Source organism: Streptococcus sp. 2018WUSS126 (assembly GCF_044427425.1).
GTDB classification, from domain to species: Bacteria; Bacillota; Bacilli; order Lactobacillales; family Streptococcaceae; genus Streptococcus; species Streptococcus hashimotonensis.
In genome coordinates, this window is record NZ_JAOTGB010000008.1 from 50,450 (window position 1) to 68,862 (window position 18,413).

Genomic DNA, 18,413 nt, shown 5'->3' on the forward strand with positions numbered 1-18,413 from the left:
ATTATTCTCCTAACGTAACTGTTAATTTCTTGGTTTTATTCAACTTGGTCCCCACTTCTACGCTCTGCTTCACAACCTTGGAACCAGACCCCTCATAGGTCACTTCAATACCTGTCCATTCAGCTAGTAGATCCATATTCTCCTTGGTCACCGCATACAAGTCTGGCATTTCTTCCAATTTATTCGTCAATAAGAGAACCTGTTGATTAGGGGCTACTAAGCTACCTTTTTCCAAAGAAACCTTCTTAATCTCAGCACCTTTGCCTAAAATAACTGGTTGAACCAGATAGCGACGAAGCTCCTCAGCCGACTCACCAGGTGCCTTACCAATTAGATCTGGCAATGTGTAGTCCGTTTCTTTTCCAACAGAAGCTAGGGACGGAGCTGGAGCATCTATGTTCAAGCTATCCTTCAATAACATTGCTTCTTTCAAAGTCGGGCTTACAATAGTATCCCAAGAGAGAACACTCAAGACTTCTGGCTGACGAATGGTCACATACATAATGAACTCTGGATCCTCAGCAGGAATCATGGCGACAACCGAGTTGGTATAAGCGCCCTTGATATAACCCTGACCGTCTTCACTGGCAATCTCGGCAGAACCAGACTTCATCGCAATATCATAGCCTTCAACCTGAATAGCTGGCCCTTGTAAATCTGAAGAATAAAGAGTCCCAAACACAGGGTCCGTACCAACATTTATCATATATTTCAATGTCTCATCTGCCGCCTGTTCAGAAACTGGATTCCCGACTTCTTCTTTAGATGAAAGCCTTGCAGTATCAGTATTCGGATTATACAGGGCTGAAATAAATTTTGGCTCTAACATGATACCATTATTTGCAATCGCAGAGAAACTTCGAAGCATTTGCACTTGGTTAGCTGAAATACCCTGACCAAATGTAGACATGGCAATCGTTACAATATTATCCTCAGGAACAAGACCTGGTGCCTCATCCCCCATACCAAATCGTGTTGGGTAACCATAGCGAAATTTAGCAAGATAATTTAGCCATTTTTCATCCCCCATTTCTTGTTGTAACAAAGTCATTCCGACGTTACTTGAGAGTGAAAAACCCTGAGCAAAATTTAACGTAACAGCTGATTGGCCAGCGTTTAAAGTCCAGTCATTGATTTTTGCGTCTGCAATCACATACTCGTTATTGGTATAGTAGGCATTTGGGTCAAAGGTTCCATTGTCAATAGCTGATGCGACAGTCAAAACCTTCATGGTAGAACCTGGTTCAAAGGCCTCTTGGTAGAGGAGGGAACGCTCTAGAACCCCCTCTTGTCCCAAGCCTTCCTTGGTATCTGAGTCATAACTTGGACGTTGTGTCGTTGCTAAAATCTCCCCAGTCCTAGCTGAGATCAGAGTAGCATTGGCGTAGCGCCCCTTGGCAGTATTAAAGAAGGTATCCATGTTGGTTTCTAAGGACCGCTGCAGGTCTGCAGAAATCGTCGTATAGACATCCTGACCATTGATAGTTTCTTCTTTAACTGTTTCTGTTCCTGGCAGCACACGTCCCTGACTGTCCTTTTCATAGACAACCTTACCATCCTGACCAGCTAGAATATCGTTGAGGTAGTACTCCATACCACTCATACCTTGCAGGCTATGACTACCATCCTTGTTTTCAATCAAGTTGGCTAGTCCGACAAAGATGGAAGCAAAGTTTCCATTTGGATACATCCGACCTGGGCTGGCATTAAAGGCTATCCCTTCAATCCCCGCCGCCTTCATCTCCTCCTGAATAGTGGTCATGGTATTATAAGAAATATTTTTCCCTAAGGTTCCAAAATAAACCTGCTTCAGTTCTGGCTGTCGTAACTGTTGAAGAACGTAATCTGTTTCCATTCCAAGGTGTTTTTTGAATACATCTGCAACCTTACTAAATTGACTGTCCTGAACATAAAGAATTTTCTTCAATTCGGAAACATATTCCTTATCAATAATAGCATAAATGGTATAGGTGGTTGAATCTTCTGCGATTGGTACGCCTGTTCGATCATATATCGTTCCGCGTTTTGCCTGGATAGTAACTTCTTGCTGATGTACTGCAGCAGCTCGCTCTGACAAAGACACACCCGAACGACTATCCGTTCCAATAATAAAAGCAAAATTGATTAAAAAGATAAAAAAGACGAAAACCGTCAAGAGAAGTAAATGCTGACCAACTCTCCGACGATTTTTTGATGGAACATATCGATTTCTCAAGATATATTTTAAAAATTTATTGTTTCTTTGGGACATTATTCCGCTACTCCAATATTGTCATTATTAAATGATAATCCTGCTTTCTCAGCGATTTCCATCAAGCGAGCCGAGCGTGTCAACTCGTTTATAGCTTGTTTAGAATCATTGATTTCAATCTGTTTTTGATTGATATCTTGATTTACTTTAGCTAAATCAGATTGGACTTGTAAAAGTCTTGCTTGCATAAATATGATACCTACAGCCAATGCAAGACCTGAAATCACAATACTAGAATAAAAGGCTTTTTCAACACGAGTAAAAGTCTTGATTTTATCACCAATGACACGCATGGTTGCTTCTCTACGTTTTTCTTGTGCCATAAATCTTTCTCCTATTTATGAACCTTCTTAGCTACGCGCAATTTGGCAGAATGAGCTCGGTTGTTTGCTTCTAATTCTTCTTGACTAGGTAAGATAGGCTTACGATTGACCAACTCAAGCGGGGCTTTCAAGTCATCTGGAATAAACGGCAAGCCTTTTGGAACATCAATCGTACTCGCTTCTTTGAAGAGTTGTTTGGTCAAACGATCTTCCAAGGAATGGAAGGTAATGACCGAGATACGTCCATCCAAAGCCAAGAGATCAATTGCCTGCTGGATAGACTCATCTGCCGCTCCCAACTCATCGTTGACCTCAATCCGAATAGCCTGGAAAATCTGCTTAGCAGGATGGCCCTTCTTCTTAAGTTCCTTAGCCGGCTTGGCAGATTTGATCAGCTCTGCCAACTCAGTCGTTGTTTCAATGGGCTTGACCGCACGCATCTGTTCAATCTTACGAGCAATCTGTTTGGAAAATTTATCCTCACCATATTTAAAGAAAATCCGTACCAAGTCGTGGTAGTCATAGGAATTGACCACATCATAGGCCGTCAACTGACCATCACGGTTCATTCGCATATCAAGCGGTGCATCCTGTTTATAGGAAAAACCTCGCTCCCGCTCATCCAGCTGAGGACTGGACACACCTAGATCGTAACAAATCCCATCAATTTCTGTCACACCAAGCTCCGCCAAGCGAGTCTTGAGATTGCGGAAATTATCCCTGATAAAGGTCACTTGTCCCTTTTCAATGTAGGATGCCAAGCGGATTTGGGCATGATCAATAGCAGTCTGATCCTGATCAAACGCATAAAGATGCCCCCCATCTGTCAACTGACTGAGCAGATACTCACTATGTCCTGCCCCACCCAGCGTCGCATCTACATAAATTCCATTTGGTTTGATGTCTAACATATCGACTGTCTCATGCAAGAGAACAGTTGTGTGATTAAATTCCTTGCTCATATCTTTTCTATTGTACCACAAAATAAATCAAAAAGATGTTGCAAACTTTTTACAAAAAACATGTCAAATATAGTTGACAACATTTTTGGATAGGTTTATAATAACATTATAGATAAATGTCAAGTATAGTTGACATCAACAGAGAGGGTTTCCACATTTTTTACAGTTGTATGTTAGATATAATTGACAACATTTTAAAAGGATAGTCAACCTATCCTCTCATTTTTAGACAATTGTGTCAGATATAATTGACACAGAAAGGAGAGCACATGAACCGTGTCAAAGATTATCGCCTACTGCTAGGAATTTCCCAGTTGGATCTAGCCAAAGCTATCGGCGTATCCAGGCAGACCATCAACATGATTGAAAATAACAAATACAATCCCTCGCTAGACCTCTGTATCAACCTAGCCAAGGCTTTACAGACCGATCTTAATAGTCTCTTTTGGAATGAATAGAAAGGAAAAATTACCATGAAAAAGAATACACGTAAAGCCCTCATCTCTACTCTAATTTTTATCCCGCTCTTTGTCCTCTTTCAGCTTTGGGGCAATAGCGGAGCTGACATCTTGCATATCATCAGCCAAGCCAAATTCTGGCTACAACTGCTAATTACTGGGGCAATCTACTTCTTAGGACTAGCCTACCTACCACTCATTTTTCGTCGTAAGTAAATAGGAGTATCGTATGAAAAAAGAAACCTTTCAAGATAAATTGATCAAACGATTTTACGGTATCGCAGGTCCCCTGGATGAATATCGCAAACAAGAAGCCTTCCGACTAGGCAATACCTGCTTTATCCTGCTCTTTTGGGGCACCATGGTTCTTACCCTGCTGGCACTTGCCCTATCCAAACGCTACCCAGAAGTCGTTGCCTATGGCTACCCAACTGCTCTACTCCTATCCACTCTTTCCGCCAGTATGTATATGGCATCTAAGATGCGCCACAGCCAAGTGGACAGTTTAGATGTAGAAGAACTGACTAGTAAGGAACAAAAGCAGCTCAAGGGAGCAAGTATCAAATTCACCCTCTATTTCACCTGTGGTATGTATATCTGGAACACGGGATTTGATGCCTGGATGGAAGGACTCAATCCACTAGACCATTTATTTGACCTCCGAAAATTCCTTGCAGCCTGTCTAGTCGGTGTTTTCATGGGAATTTATATCGAAATCACTCTTCGTAAACGCATGAAAAAGGCAGAAAAACTAACTGTCAGCTCTGCTATTGCCAAAGAAGAACCCAAGTGGATCAAAAATATGATTAAACGTTTTTATGGTATCCGCGGTCCTTTAGACGAATACCGACGGGCCGAGGCTGATGCTATCGGCGGACAAGCCTTTATCTACTACTTCTACTTCCTAGCTCTTGGAAATGCCATCGCCTACTTCCTAGCCTACCGCTACCCTCTGGAGGTGGCTGCCTACTATCCAATGATCATTGCCTTCTTCAGTATTATCCTAATTGGTATCGTTAATATGCGTACTCTCCATGCTGACCTGCCTCAATATGACGTGGACGAACTGAGCCCTGAGGAAAGACAAGCCCGGCCCCTTAACCCACTTCTCTGGGGACTGGGAGTTGCCCTGCTATCTAGCCTCTTTGCTGGGCTGGCAGACCTCTTTAGCCTCCAGCTTCCCCTACTGGATTCCATCTTCCACGTAAAATCCCTCTTCTTCGGTGGCATGATGGGCCTCTTTGCCAGTCTAGCCCTGTCTGCCATTGCCTATCTGCAAAAACTGGAAGCAGATACTGCTAAGAAAAAATAAGGAGCTAACACCATGAATAAACCTTTTACACCTAAACAAACCTGTCGCATTTTTGTCTTGTTTTATGGCCTCTTTTCTGCCTTCTTCATCTACTCTTACATGGTCAATGAGCCAATTAGCAGCGATTCGTTCTTGATTACGCTACCGACCATTCAGATCTTTAGATCCTATAAAACAACAGAGGAAAAACGCTACTTTCTCATTCAATCTGTCTTTGCACTGTTTGCCATGACCTTGACTTATTCTGTAGGCATTTGGCTAGGGCATGTCAAACCACTTGCCCTCATCCTTCCTGCTGGATTTGCTCTGGCTATTCTTTATCGGATTTATTTCAAAAAGGAGAAAACAGATGAAGGTTGACAAACCGAAACTCATTCTTACTTTGATTGTTCTCTCCTATACAGCAATTTGTAGCATATATACATAACTACCTGACAGGGGACAATCCATCAATCCTTTTCTTACTGTTCACTATACTTCCAATTTTAAATAGTGACTGGCAAACTACCCGTCCAGAATCAAATGTTGTCCAAAAAGCTATCTATCTTTATCATAAACCGCTGCTCTGGTTTCTCTTTGCAGGTTTTGCCCTAACTTTCTCCATTGGATTTTTCGCTGGGAAAATACAACCACTGCATGCTGGATTTTGGGGAATGTTAGCCATCCTACTCTTCTTTAGACAATTGAAAAAGTAATCTGTATCCAACATTTTACAAAGCAGGATTTTTTCTATAAAATAGATTGTATATGACATTCAAATCCATTCTCAAACAACTCAAACTATTTGATTATATCTTAATCGGATTTACCCTCATCTTATCCTTTCTTCCAGCAATTTTTACCTATGCACATCTGACAACAGATACAAATGAGGCAAAAACGATTGCCTATGTCCGCATCAATGGTGAGGTGGTCAACCAATTTGAATTATCAAAGGACACACCACATCAAGAAAAGACCTACTATCCCAATGAAGGGCAATACAACATCATTGAAGTTGATGGCGAACGCATTCGGGTCAAGGAAGACAATAGCCCAGACCAAATTGCCGTTATGACCAGCTGGATTAGTCAGCCAGGAGAACTCTCCGTCTGCCTGCCACATAACCTGTTGATTGAAATCAAATCCGTTGGCGGGGAAAGCACTGACGAAGAAGAACTCATTTTACCACTATAACAAAGAAGACACAGCCTGATGAACGACTGTGTCTTTCCTTTTTAGAAAATAAGGGCTAAAGCAAGTATCACCACATATAGCAGCGCAAAGAGTACAAAACTCTTTACTGCCTCGATAAAGGTTTCCCGTTTGACTTGCTTTTTCAAAAATGTTTCTAGACTCTTATAAGCAGGCCAAACACCGATTAAACCGATCAGTGCCCAGATTGGTAAGAATCCAGTCAGACAGTAGATTATCCACAGCAACCATGGTAAACTTGCCAAGACAAAATACAATTTAAGAGCATTTTTCTTGCCAATATAGTAAACCAGAGTATAACGATGGTTGCGAATATCTTCCTCTAAATCACAGGTATTGTTAGCCAACATGATATTGGCAATCAAGGTTACCAAAGGAAGGGACATGAAAATAATTTCTATTATTTTTGTCCAAGAGAATTGCAAGGTCATCCACTGGCCGCTCACTTGGCTCGTCAATAGCAAATCTGGTTGCTGAATAAATACAGCAAGAAAGAAGATGCCAAATCCCATGGTCACTCCAGAGAAAACTTCACCCAGTGGCATTCTCGAAAGCGGAATAGGACCAAAGGTATACAAGATACCAATGAGGAAACAGAGAGCGCCCATCGGTAGGAGGAGCCAACTGGTCCGCCATACAAGGAGTAATGAAACCAGTAGAGAAAAAATAAGTAGGGCAAGGACGATTCCAATCATCTGACGGAAATCTAGAGAGAATTTTCCAATCACATTGCTTTCCTGACGATAGGTTTCATCCTTGGCCTTGTGGTAGTCCATGCTATTGTTGATGGCAGTTGTACACATGTCAAAGCTAAGAACGGCAATAATGAACAAAAGTGTGTTGAGCCAATTGAAAGCTTGATAGCGATACAGGCTCCATAAAATCCCCAGGGTCATTGGAAAAACACTAGCTACCTTGGTCTTCATTTCAACAAATTCTAGAAATACAGGCAAACTGAGCCCTTTAGTTGATTTATTCATTGACAAGATGATACTCCTCATTCGTTAATTCAAAGCTTTCTTTCAAGCCATCACTCAGATGAACGCCCTGCTCCTTATCGATGAAAACAGCTTCTACACCGTCAATCTGATTGATAAAGTCAAGACCTTTTTCCACACCTAGTAAGAAGAGAGTTGTGGATAAGGCATCCCCTTGGATAGATGTTTTGGAAAAGACTGTCACACCTGAAATATCGTTTTCCACAGGATAGCCAGTTTTTGGATCCAGAATATGGTGGTATTTAACTCCGTCCACCTCTAAGTAGCGCTCGTAAATACCTGAGGTAACAACCGAATCATGTGTCCCTGGCACAGAACCGACCGTTGATCCACGCACTTGGTCTGGGTCTTGAACTCCAACATTCCAACCATTTTGCGTCGTTGGCGAATCCCCCATAACCACTACATTCCCGCCTAGATTGATGATAGCTGTCGTAATCCCTTTGCTGGCAAACAATTTTCTAACCTTATCTGCAATGTAACCTTTGGAAATAGCTCCTAATTCTAGCGTCATTCCTTCTTTGATAAAGACAGTCTTCTTCTCCTTATCTAAAGTAATGTCTTTATAATTGATAAATGGCAGAGCAGTTTTGATTTCTTCATCACTCGGCTTACATGCATCCTCATCTCCAATTTTCCACAGATTGCTCACAGCTCCAATGGAAATGTCAAATAGCCCCTGACTTTCTTTACTCATGTCAATAGCTGTTTCAATCACTTCAAAGGTACGTTCATCCACCTTGACAGCTTCTTTTCCTGCTGCCTGATTGATACGGTAGACATCTGCCCCTTCCAAGTTTGTGGACAACAGACTTTCCATCTCCTTGATATAGGAGACAGCTTCATCCATCGCTTCTTCCTGATTCTCGTGATAAATGCTCAATTGCACTACTGTGTGAAGCAAGCTTTCACTACGAGTCAACGGAGTTTTCACAACAGATAAACTTTCATTTTGTTTACCACCACAGACAACAAGCAAAACCATCAGTAGACCCACGAATAATAGACTTGTAATTTTTTTCACTGATTTCACCTTCCCCCAAAAATAAGAAGACACAGTAGCCAAACAAGTGCGACTGTGTCTTTTCTGTATAGACTTAATTAGTCAAGTTTTACAGTTTCTGTTTTTCCTTCAGCAGCTGCTGCAAGAAGGGCTTCCGCACTCTTCTTGAAGTCTTCAGAAGTATGAGTTGCACCTGATACAACTTCAACAGCTGAGAGTTCTTGTTTCTCAACCAAAGCTGCATTGAGTTGTTCAATTGCTTCACCGGCAGAAACTCCAGCTTTATCTTTCATTTTTTTGTTGTACTCTTCATTTGCTGATTTAAGACTTCCATCTTCCGCTTCGTAGTCAAATTTTGACTCACTAATTTTTCCATCTTTAACAGTCAATGTGTGAACAATTTTGTAGCCATAATCGTCTTTGCTTGACTCAGCTTTATAAGTACCATCTTTCAATACTACTGTTTCTTTAGTTGAAGACGAAGTTGAAGTAGATTCTTGTTTAGACCCGCAAGCTGCGAGTGCAAATACCGCACCAAGAACTACCAAACTTTTCAACACAACTTTAGTTGTTTTCATAACAATGCTCCTTTTGTTAAGTAAATAGTTTTATATTTATAATGATATACCTAATTAGAGAAAATGTCTAGTTATTTTTTAAAAATAATGACTAAAAACTATTGCCACCAAATTTTGCATAGATGCAGTCGATAACTGTGGTATTCTATCTGCAAAACTCATCATTTTTTCCAAATAGCTAACAATCAGTTTCTCTGTTTTGACAATAGCATGTGTTGCAAAAATCCTATCTGTAAGACTTTCCAACCCTTCTGCCGTAGGGGATTGAATATAAGCCTGCAATTGCTGCTGGATAGACTTGTCTTCTCGCATAGCAAATAGTAGCGGTGCAGTATAGATACCGTTTTGAATATCTTGCAATCTAGGTTTTCCTGATGCTGCCACATCCAACTGATAGTCAATTAAGTCATCTCGTAGCTGAAAGGCCATGCCAAGTGCTTGCCCAGACCGAAAAGCCATGCTACTGTCTTTCCTAGATTGGCCTGGTACAAAGCTCCCCAACTGACAGGCAAGTCCAAATAGAAAAGCTGTTTTTCCTTGAATTTGCTTGAGATAGGCTTTCATAGTCATATTGGCATCAAATTGATTGAGTAGCTGAGATAATTCCCCTCGAAGAATTGTTTCCATCAGCTTATCATTGCCCAAATCCAAATCATCACGTGATACTTCTAGCAAACGAAGCCCTTTTCCAAATAGTCGACTTGAATAGGCAAGAAGATAATCACCCGTGTAGATAGCGATTCGATTAGAAAATTGTTGATGAGCCGCCGTGACTCCCCGCCGTTTATCCGCGCCATCAATCACATCGTCATGAATCAGAGTCGCCAGATGCAGGACTTCTAAATGGGCAGCAAAATATAGCTTTGAACGGCTAATCTTTCCTTCCGTCATTTGTGCAAAGAGCAGACAGAGGCCGGCACGCAGGTATTTTCCTGGCGCCTCTACATATTCAATAATCTTCGCTGTAACTGCTGGATGCAGGACCATCATCTCAGATAAGATGATGGATTTTACCTCTTCAAGTCCCCTCTCAATCTCAGGATAGGTATTCCAAATTTGATGTACCACTAACTTTCTATATTTCCTTTATTTTTTATCCTTGATACGGTAAATATGCTTCGGCTTTCCATAAATCTTCTTGTCTAGGAAACGACCCAACCATGGCATAATCCAGTAGTCTAGACCGAAGGCTCTACCCGCACCGTTCATAAGAGAAATAGCTGCTGGGATGAACCAAATATTTACCCAGTAGAACATGCCTGACAGGCTGAACATAACTACCAAAGCAACGGTTGCAGCAGATACAATCCATACAAAGGCACCAGCAATCAAAGCCAGACCAATACCGATTTCTGCTACTGTCATAAATTTTTGCATAAAGAGTGCTACTTCTTGGTTTGGCATCATAAATTCCATGATAGTAGCAAACCAATCAGGCATTTTGTCCAAAACAGCCATCGGTGCTTCACCATAGGCATAGCTCAAACCAAAAATTGGTTCAGCAGCTTCTGCCGCAGCAGTTGCCGCTTGTGAGGCACTTGAAACCGCCTCAGCAGCAGATGCACCAGATACTGGATCAGCTAACCAAGGGAATGGGAAGACAACTTGATCCCCAAACCATGATGTTGTTCCAAATAGACCAAAGGCTTTCTTGATACCTTCGTAGAGCCATACTGAACCATAAAGGACACGCATTGGCACAGACCAGAGAAGATTTCCTTTGCCTGAAGTATGACCTCCAAAAATGTTTCGCTTATTCTGAATGTCAAAGAATTCATGACGAACATAAGAACCCATATAGAAGAAACTACGGATGGTAAAGAAGTAGAGTAGGTTTACCATGTGTTTGACAGCCATTGCCATAAAGCCTGACATGTGGTATTTGTCCATCAAGAAGGCTACACCGTAGCGTGCTCCAATAGATACCATAAACCCATCATATTTACCTTTGTAGCTATGTTTTTCGCCACCCTTGATTGCTGCAATAATGTTACTTGCCGCAGTATGGCCTGTCTGTTCAGCCGCTTGTACAATCTGTGGAGTTGGTTTTCCTTCTGATTCTTCAAAGTAAACCAAGTCGCCAGCTACATAGACATTTTCCTTGCCTTTCGCTTCCATGAACTCATTGGCTACCAAACGACCTGCACGCGCTTTTTCAATACCAAATTCACTTGCGTCTGTATTGGCTTGAACACCAGCTGTCCAAATAGAGGTATAGGTAGGAATTTGACGACCTGATGAAAGTGTCAAGCTATCTTCTTGTACACTTGCTACACCATCGCCAAGAATCAATTCAACACCTTTTTTCTCAAGATATTTGCGAGCCTTGACTTGCTCTTTTTCAGTGACCATAGCCAAGATATTTGGCGTTGCCTCAACAACCTTAAGTGAGAATTCTTTTGGATCCAACTTGAACTCACGTGCCAAAATTGGTACCCAGTCAATCAACTCACCGATCATCTCAATACCTGTGAAGCCAGCACCGATAACGGTAAAGGTTAAAAGAGCGCGACGTTTGGCTTCATCATGCTCACGCATGGCACGATAGCAAGCATCAATCATGTGGTCATGCAAACGTTCTGCTGCTTCGATAGACCAAAGTGTAAAACCGTGTTCTTTAACACCTTTCACACCAAAGTCATTAGCCTCACCACCCATTGCAAGGAGCAGGTAATCAAAATCCAGAGTTTGGTGTTCCGCAACTACTTGTTTCTTATCGTAGTCAATCTCAACAACCTTGTCTGTTACCAATTGAACCTTTGGATATTTTTTGAAGATACGTTGAAGGTCATACTTGATTGCATTGGCTTCTACACGCCCTGCCGCAACTTCATGCAACTCTGTCATATAGGTATGGAAAGAGTTCTTATCAATCAAGGTAACTGTTACATCTTGATCCTTTTTAAAGCTTTTTCCTAGCAATCGAGCTGCTGCAATCCCCGCATAACCAGCACCGACAATCACAATTTTTTTCGTCACAATGTTTCCTCCTTGTGAAAACCAAAACAAATTATATGCTTCCATTATAACGTATTCCAAGATAGTTGACAAGCAAATTTCAATAATTAGTAATATATGACAGACAAAACTTGCCATAGTGAACAAAAACAAGTATGATAGTAAAATAGATAATCGACTAGAAAGAGTTTTTTCTCTACACCCATGAATTCTAAACGTCAAACACTTAACTTTATTACGATGCTGGCAGCTCAGGCAGTTGTCATTTCTTTGATTGAACGACTCATCACCCCCCCATTTGCTTTTGCTCCAGGTGCCAAGCTAGGACTGGGAAATTTGATTAGCTTAATTGCTATTTTTACCCTCCCTACAAAGGATAGCCTAAAGGTTGTCGCACTACGCTTGCTCATCTCAACCTTTCTGGGAGGCACCTTTTCAACCTTCCTCTATGGCTTTGCTGGAACTACTTTGAGTTATGTAGGAATGCTCTCTGCCAAGCAGCTCGGTCCAAACCGTGTCAGTCCTATTGGAATTTCTATTCTGGGCGGGATGTTGCACAATCTTGGTCAGCTTCTTGTTTTTGCTACCATTGCCCGTTCTTTCTATGTACTAAACTACCTGCCAATCCTCGCTTTTACAGGAATTTTATCAGGCTTATTGGTCGGACTGGCTGCTACCTACCTCCTCCAAAAGGTCGGACCTTTACGTCACTATCATCAACAAGTCTTAGCAGAATGGAAATAAATCTCCCTAGGTCAACTAAGGAGATTCTTTTTATGGTCCGCACCACTTTTTCATTGCCCATAATAATTTCCCCATAATCCCGTTGTCACAAATAAAATGAGCCACCTGAGCCACCACTTATAAACACCACTTATAAAATCCATGGTAATAAAAAATAATGAAACTTTCAAGAAGAGAAAAAATCAGGTTCTTTGCGTGTTTTAGTCGTACATTTTCTTTCTTTTGTGCTACAATATCTTCATCTTTTATTTTTTGAGCAAAGGTAGAATTATGTCACCATTTAGGATCAAACTTTCTCCCAGTCAGCGAATCATTATCAGTTTCTTATTCGTGATTCTGACTGGATCAATTTTACTAAGTCTTCCCATCTCACAAATTAGCACCTCTACAGCAAGTTATTGGGATCATCTCTTCACATCTGTCTCCATGGTTTGTGTGACAGGGCTATTTACCAAAGCCGTTGCTGAAACCTATTCTACTTTTGGACAGATTATCTGTATGATGCTAATCCAAATTGGTGGTTTGAGCTTGATAGGATTCATCGGTCTCTTCGCTTTACGCGGTGGTCGTAAAATGAATTTCATCAATATGGCGACTTTACAAGAGGCTCTAAACCGATCTGACACAAAATATTTTCGTAGCTTCCTCAAATCAGCTTTTGGTTTTACCTTGGCGGTCGAAGCCTTTGGAGCCCTCTTACTTTCCTTCCATTTTGTGCCTGAATTTGGATGGGCGAGAGGTTTATTCACCTCGATTTTCGTAGCTATATCAGCCTTTTGTAATGCTGGTTTTGATAATTTTGGTGCAACTAGCATCATGCGCTATGTGGATAATCCTCTGATTAACCTAACATTAGCCAGTCTCATTATTATGGGAGGTCTTGGATTCTCGGTTTGGTTTGACCTTCAAACACAAATCGGGCAAAAACGTAGCCTACGAAAACTAGGGTTCCATACAAAGATTGTTCTAGGCCTAACAGCCATTATACTAACCCTCGGAACTCTAACAACCTTACTCACCGAATGGAACAACCCTTCTACTATCGGGCAACTATCATTTGGTCATAAATTATTAGCCAGCTTTTTCCAGACGGTCACCATGCGAACCGCTGGTTTTGCCAGTATCGACTACACGAAGGCTGAACCGATTACCCTCTTGCTCTATATCTTTCAGATGATGCTTGGCGGAGCCCCAGGTGGAACAGCTGGCGGTATTAAAATAACCGCCTTCCTAACCTTAGTGCTCTATGCTCGTAGCGAGATTCTCGGTCTCCCTCATACCAACTTTATGGGACGAACCATCGATAACCTCAGCATCCGCAAAGCTTTTGCGACATTCTCAGTCTTCCTTCTCATGTTCATCATCGGGCTCTTCGCACTTGCCCTAACAGATGACCGACAACCACTTCTATTTTTAATGTTCGAGGTCATGTCAGCACTAGCCACTGTAGGTGTTACGGCCAATCTGACTCCAAGTCTAACCATGGCCGGTCAAGCAGTCATTATGGCACTCATGTTCTTCGGCCGTATCGGTCCACTTTCTATTCTCGCAAGCCTTTCTGTTCGAAAATTATCTAAAACCGAAAGTCTTCAATACGCAAAATCATCTATGCTTGTCTAAAAGGAGAAATCATGCCAAACTATACTATCGGAATTCTCGGTCTGGGAGTTTTTGGTACCACCATTGCAAAAACATTACACAATTACGATTGCAATATCATTGCTATCGATAATCATGAGCAACGTATCAATCATCTAGAACCTATTCTCACGCGCGGTATTGTCGGAGACATCACCGATCGCTCACTTCTACGTGCAGCAGGAATCGGTAACTGCGATGCTGTTGTTGTAGCTACTGGCGAAAACTTGGAATCCAGTGTTCTTGCCGTTATGCACAGCAAGGTCCTAGGTGTCCCTATGGTCATTGTCAAAGTCAAAGGAACAACTGCGAAAGAAGTCCTTCTTCGTGTCGGTGCCGATAAGGTTATTTCTCCTGAACGTGAAACAGGTATTTCCCTAGCGAAACAATTACTCCACCGCGATACAACCAGCCTCTTTGAGCTCGAAGGCAATGTTTCCATTGTCGAGTTTCACCCGCCAGTAAAATGGATTGGAAAAACACTCGGCGAATTAAAACTCCGCCAACATTATAAACTCAATATTATCGGTTACCGAAGTGGCGAAAATCAGGAATTAAACATCCAACTGACTCCTGACTATGTCTTCAAATCTGACGAACTCATCTTAGCAGTAACAGACCATAATACTGTCGATCATTTTGAAGAGCTGACAAATTAAATAACAAATTTATGCCCTATACTCCGTTTTCAGGAGAAATATTTTATCCCTAGAAAGCCTACTAGACTATCATTTATCTAGTGGGCTTATCATCTGTCAAAAGGAGACGTTATGAATGATTTAACCAAAGGAAAGCCGATTGCGGTCATCTTACAATTCGCTATTCCCTTGTTGATTGGATCTTTTTTTCAACTGGCCTATAATTTTGCTGATTCCATGATTGTGGGGCATACTTTGGGAAAAGATGCCTTTGCAAGTGTCGGTTCGACAGCCAGCCTGATTTTTTTAATCATCGGTTTTGCCCAAGGTGTTACCAATGGATTAACCATTATTTCTGCCCAACGCTTTGGAGCTGGCGACTTAGAGGGGCTTAAAAAATCTTTTGTCCACGGACTCTTCTACGCTTCCCTCATCAGCCTTTTACTAACAGTCTCAGCCTTAGCTTTTTTGAAACCTATCTTGGTCTTAATGCAAACGCCTGTGAGTATCATCGACCACTCCCATGCCTTTCTAACGGCCATGTTTGGAGGATTGACCTTTACTATTTTTTATAATTTCCTGTCTTCAGCCCTACGCAGTCTCGGAAACTCTAAAACACCTCTACTTGCTCTAGTTATCGCTTGTTTTATCAATATCGGTCTGGATTTTTTCTTTATCTTAGTTATGAACTGGGGCGTTTTCGGAGCTGGCTTTGCAACTATCCTTGCCCAAGCCTGTTCGGTTCTCTTTCTTATTTTTTACATTGTCCACAAGGTACCTCACTATCATATTGGACTAGCTGATTTAAAATTGGATAGAGATAATCTCAAGAAACATGCCCAGCTTGCTTTTCCAATGGGATTTCAAGCCAGTATTATCGCCATCGGAGCCATGACCTTGCAGTTTATGGTCAACCAACTAGGAACAGACGCCATCGCCGCCCAGGCCATTGCCCTTCGTACTGACCAGTTGGCTATGCTGCCCATGGTCAATCTGGGCTTGGCTATCGCAACCTTTACTGCTCAGAACTACGGTGCCAAGCTCTATGACCGTATTCGAGAAGGGGTACGCCACTCATTACTCCTCAGCATTGCTTGGGCCATTGTATTTGCGGTCATTCTCATCTTGGGCAATCGTTTCTTTTCTGGTCTCTTTCTGCCAAATGCCAGTCAAACAGTGCTGGACTTGGCTCTTGTTTACTACATCATTAACGGCTCTTGTTACTGGATTGTTGCTTCCCTCTTTATTCTTCGTAGCTTTATTCAGGGACTTGGCAAGGGCTTTATCCCAACACTAGCAGGCTTTGGGGAACTGATTTTCCGAGCAGCAGTCGCCATCATCGGTATGCAGTATTTTGATTTTTATGGAACCGCCGCCGCTAACCCAGCCGCCTGGATTGGCAGTATCATCGTCCTGATTCCAAGTTCCATCATCTTTATGAAAAAGTTAAAAGCTAGACAAACCATTTAGAAAAGAAAACGCATGAAACTCTCATGCGTTTTTAAAATAATATTTTCGTAAGAATTGAATATGAAGGAGATTCCAAAGCATAGCGTAGCTGATCGCCACTACAAAAGCTATGCCATATTGCCAATTAAATTCCAGCACAAGGCTGACAAAAAGGATGATTCCAAGAAGGAACAATAACAAACTACTTGTCTTTTTCTTATCCCACTTAAAATAGGCTAACAAGGGTTGGTCAGGACAAGCTCGCACTTCCTTGAACTGTTTGAAACTAGCTCCAAGACTGGCTCCTGCCGCCCCTATAATTGCACCACAATAATAGTGAGGAAGGACATAGACCGACAAATAAGCGACCGTAACATAGGCAAGCACCAACAAGGTGTACATCAGTTTTTTCATAACCAACCTCCCTATCTAGTTGTTTCCGTCCCTATTTTAACATAAATTTTATCGCAAACACAAGTTAACACAATCTACTATAATAGTTTACTTTCCAACTCAATCTCTGCTAAGAGTTTGCTATAATAATCCTGCTCATCAGCTAAGAGCGGGCTGTTAGGCAGCATTTTTTTAGCCTGAGCCAGAGATTTTTTCAAAGCCTTGCTATCTTCCGTAATTCGCTGGTGGTAGAGAGCCGCGATGACCTGGTAATTTCCCATAGGATACTTGAGCAGAGCCTTGACCTGCTTGTCCTGCCCTAATGCTCTAGCCTCTTCCTCCAGGCCTTGCAAGAGATAGACTTCCAACAGTACAAGTTTTGCCAGCTTCACCATATAATCATTGTCCGATGCCGCAATCAGTTTTTCCAAGCGTTCTTGGGCTTCTTGATACTCCCCTTGGAAAATCAGCACTTCCGTCCAGTTTAGATAGTGAATCTGTGGCAAATGCCCAGGCAAGATTGGCAGGTCCATGACAAAATCACTTAAATTCGCAGCAGTTGGATCAACCATGATTTGAGAGGTGTGACTAAGCGCTTGATAAACCAAGCGGCTATACTCTGGATGAGTACACAATTCTTTTATCTTAGCACCATCCACCATACCCGAAGGATTGGCATTGAGGACAAACAAGGATAGATTGAGGAGAATTTGCGATAGAGGCAGACTCCAATGCCCTGTCAAGAATCCAATCAAAACAGAAACAAGGATGAGACTAAGATGGACAATCAAGCCACCTGCAAACATCAGAATCGCCCGAGGATCATCCTCATCTCTTTTGACTCCAATATACTGAGCAGCTGCCCCTTGCACAATCACCGTTTTCTTCCATGTCCAGCCTCGGTCAGTCTTGACCAACAAACGATTGCCCAAGCCAAGCGCCACCAAGTCAAAGCCTGTCAGCCAACCAAAGAAGGCATGACCTAGTTCGTGGAGAATAATGGTCAGGTAAAAACTACCTAGAAACCAGAGGTAACCTAATCCAAGGACTATCACCCCATGAAAGGCAAGGTTTTCTGGAAGAAGTTGAGCCATTCCATAGGTTGAGTACATGGCACTCGCAAAACCACAAAGAACTGAAATGCCTATGATCAACCAATTCCACACTTTATACATAGCAAACCTCCTTTTTAATAGTATATCAAAAAAAGACTAGAAAACCTAGTCTTTCCTTGTTTATTATCATTTATTCTTAGGAATTTGGATCATCCAAACTACGCCCATGCAAGCCTTTTTCACGTTGGACTTGACGGAGTTTCTCAGGTGTCACATCATTGCCGTCTTCATCGACGACCTTGATACCTTCGATGTGGGCACGCACACTACGGCGGTAGCCCTCGATGTACTCCTCACGAAGAGTTGCTTGTTCCTGCAACTCCGCTTCTGTCAAGCCTTCCGCCTTTTTCTTGCGGGCCAATTCATTGATACGATCAATTTTTGCTTGTTCCATGAATG

20 protein-coding genes are annotated in these 18,413 nt (G+C 41.9%); 9 read left to right on the plus strand and 11 right to left on the minus strand.

From position 1 onward, the window contains the following. Position 1 precedes the first annotated feature (1 nt). From pbp2X to rsmH, 3 genes are read right to left on the minus strand one after another with little or no spacing between them, the layout of a single operon-like run. Positions 2-2,251 carry a penicillin-binding protein PBP2X gene (pbp2X, locus tag ODU34_RS04310; protein ID WP_398578378.1) on the minus strand — a complete coding sequence of 750 codons (2,250 nt, stop codon included), beginning with the start codon at positions 2,249-2,251 and terminating at the stop codon, positions 2-4. Further along, positions 2,251-2,574 carry a cell division protein FtsL gene (ftsL, locus tag ODU34_RS04315; protein ID WP_105100705.1) on the minus strand — a complete coding sequence of 108 codons (324 nt, stop codon included), beginning with the start codon at positions 2,572-2,574 and terminating at the stop codon, positions 2,251-2,253. The genes pbp2X and ftsL overlap by 1 nt, the downstream gene beginning before the upstream one ends. 11 nt (positions 2,575-2,585) lie before the next feature. After that, positions 2,586-3,536, minus strand: coding sequence for a 16S rRNA (cytosine(1402)-N(4))-methyltransferase RsmH (rsmH, locus tag ODU34_RS04320; RefSeq protein WP_398578379.1), 951 nt, complete (start codon positions 3,534-3,536; stop codon positions 2,586-2,588). A gap of 269 nt (positions 3,537-3,805) precedes the next feature. Between rsmH and ODU34_RS04325 the strand changes: the two genes are divergently transcribed. The 5 genes from ODU34_RS04325 (at position 3,806) to ODU34_RS04345 (ending at position 6,482) form a co-directional block, all read left to right on the plus strand. Beyond that, positions 3,806-3,994 (plus strand): helix-turn-helix transcriptional regulator, encoded by a 189-nt coding sequence (locus ODU34_RS04325; RefSeq protein ID WP_002942681.1) that lies wholly within the window; start codon positions 3,806-3,808, stop codon positions 3,992-3,994. 15 nt (positions 3,995-4,009) lie between these two features. Next, a complete protein-coding gene (locus tag ODU34_RS04330) occupies positions 4,010-4,210 on the plus strand; it encodes a hypothetical protein (protein WP_105125128.1) in 201 nt (66 codons plus the stop codon). 13 nt (positions 4,211-4,223) lie between these two features. After that, a complete protein-coding gene (locus ODU34_RS04335; protein WP_398578380.1) occupies positions 4,224-5,306 on the plus strand; it encodes a DUF3278 domain-containing protein in 1,083 nt (360 codons plus the stop codon). Positions 5,307-5,318: 12 nt separating this feature from the next. Beyond that, on the plus strand, positions 5,319-5,666 hold the full coding sequence (locus ODU34_RS04340; protein ID WP_105179419.1) for an MFS transporter: 348 nt from the start codon (positions 5,319-5,321) through the stop codon (positions 5,664-5,666). Between the two features lie 387 nt (positions 5,667-6,053). Then, positions 6,054-6,482 (plus strand): NusG domain II-containing protein, encoded by a 429-nt coding sequence (locus tag ODU34_RS04345; protein WP_105095187.1) that lies wholly within the window; start codon positions 6,054-6,056, stop codon positions 6,480-6,482. 41 nt (positions 6,483-6,523) lie between these two features. On the opposite strand, the gene menA is transcribed toward ODU34_RS04345, so the two are convergent. The 5 genes from menA to ODU34_RS04370 form a co-directional block, all read right to left on the minus strand. After that, positions 6,524-7,480 (minus strand): 1,4-dihydroxy-2-naphthoate polyprenyltransferase, encoded by a 957-nt coding sequence (gene menA, locus ODU34_RS04350; RefSeq protein WP_169051020.1) that lies wholly within the window; start codon positions 7,478-7,480, stop codon positions 6,524-6,526. Further along, positions 7,473-8,522, minus strand: coding sequence for an FAD:protein FMN transferase (locus ODU34_RS04355; RefSeq protein WP_105179420.1), 1,050 nt, complete (start codon positions 8,520-8,522; stop codon positions 7,473-7,475). Before ODU34_RS04355 ends, menA begins: the two co-directional genes overlap by 8 nt. Before the next feature lie 77 nt (positions 8,523-8,599). Then, positions 8,600-9,079, minus strand: a complete 480-nt coding sequence (locus ODU34_RS04360) for an FMN-binding protein (protein WP_024382897.1) — start codon at positions 9,077-9,079, stop codon at positions 8,600-8,602. Positions 9,080-9,157: 78 nt separating this feature from the next. After that, positions 9,158-10,147: a polyprenyl synthetase family protein gene (locus ODU34_RS04365; RefSeq protein ID WP_105179421.1), complete on the minus strand. Its 990-nt coding sequence runs from the start codon at positions 10,145-10,147 to the stop codon at positions 9,158-9,160. A gap of 18 nt (positions 10,148-10,165) precedes the next feature. Further along, positions 10,166-12,058, minus strand: coding sequence for an NAD(P)/FAD-dependent oxidoreductase (locus tag ODU34_RS04370; protein WP_105179438.1), 1,893 nt, complete (start codon positions 12,056-12,058; stop codon positions 10,166-10,168). A 183-nt stretch (positions 12,059-12,241) separates the two neighbouring features. Between ODU34_RS04370 and ODU34_RS04375 the strand changes: the two genes are divergently transcribed. The 4 genes from ODU34_RS04375 (at position 12,242) to ODU34_RS04390 (ending at position 16,527) form a co-directional block, all read left to right on the plus strand. Continuing rightward, a complete protein-coding gene (locus ODU34_RS04375; protein ID WP_012027668.1) occupies positions 12,242-12,781 on the plus strand; it encodes a Gx transporter family protein in 540 nt (179 codons plus the stop codon). Between the two features lie 270 nt (positions 12,782-13,051). Further along, the gene (locus tag ODU34_RS04380; RefSeq protein ID WP_024406622.1) at positions 13,052-14,401 is read left to right on the plus strand and encodes a TrkH family potassium uptake protein; all 1,350 of its coding nucleotides are present in this window, start codon (positions 13,052-13,054) and stop codon (positions 14,399-14,401) included. Positions 14,402-14,412: 11 nt separating this feature from the next. Beyond that, positions 14,413-15,078 (plus strand): TrkA family potassium uptake protein, encoded by a 666-nt coding sequence (locus ODU34_RS04385; protein ID WP_002938014.1) that lies wholly within the window; start codon positions 14,413-14,415, stop codon positions 15,076-15,078. Positions 15,079-15,189: 111 nt separating this feature from the next. After that, a complete protein-coding gene (locus ODU34_RS04390) occupies positions 15,190-16,527 on the plus strand; it encodes an MATE family efflux transporter (RefSeq protein WP_105179422.1) in 1,338 nt (445 codons plus the stop codon). Positions 16,528-16,548: 21 nt separating this feature from the next. Here ODU34_RS04390 and ODU34_RS04395 read toward each other — a convergent pair whose 3' ends face one another. From ODU34_RS04395 to ODU34_RS04405, 3 genes are all read right to left on the minus strand, one after another. Then, positions 16,549-16,920, minus strand: a complete 372-nt coding sequence (locus ODU34_RS04395; protein WP_024384532.1) for a hypothetical protein — start codon at positions 16,918-16,920, stop codon at positions 16,549-16,551. A gap of 77 nt (positions 16,921-16,997) precedes the next feature. Beyond that, the gene (locus ODU34_RS04400; protein WP_105179423.1) at positions 16,998-18,074 is read right to left on the minus strand and encodes a site-2 protease family protein; all 1,077 of its coding nucleotides are present in this window, start codon (positions 18,072-18,074) and stop codon (positions 16,998-17,000) included. A gap of 76 nt (positions 18,075-18,150) precedes the next feature. Next, on the minus strand, positions 18,151-18,408 hold the full coding sequence (locus ODU34_RS04405; RefSeq protein WP_024386142.1) for a DUF896 family protein: 258 nt from the start codon (positions 18,406-18,408) through the stop codon (positions 18,151-18,153). Positions 18,409-18,413: the final 5 nt, after the last annotated feature.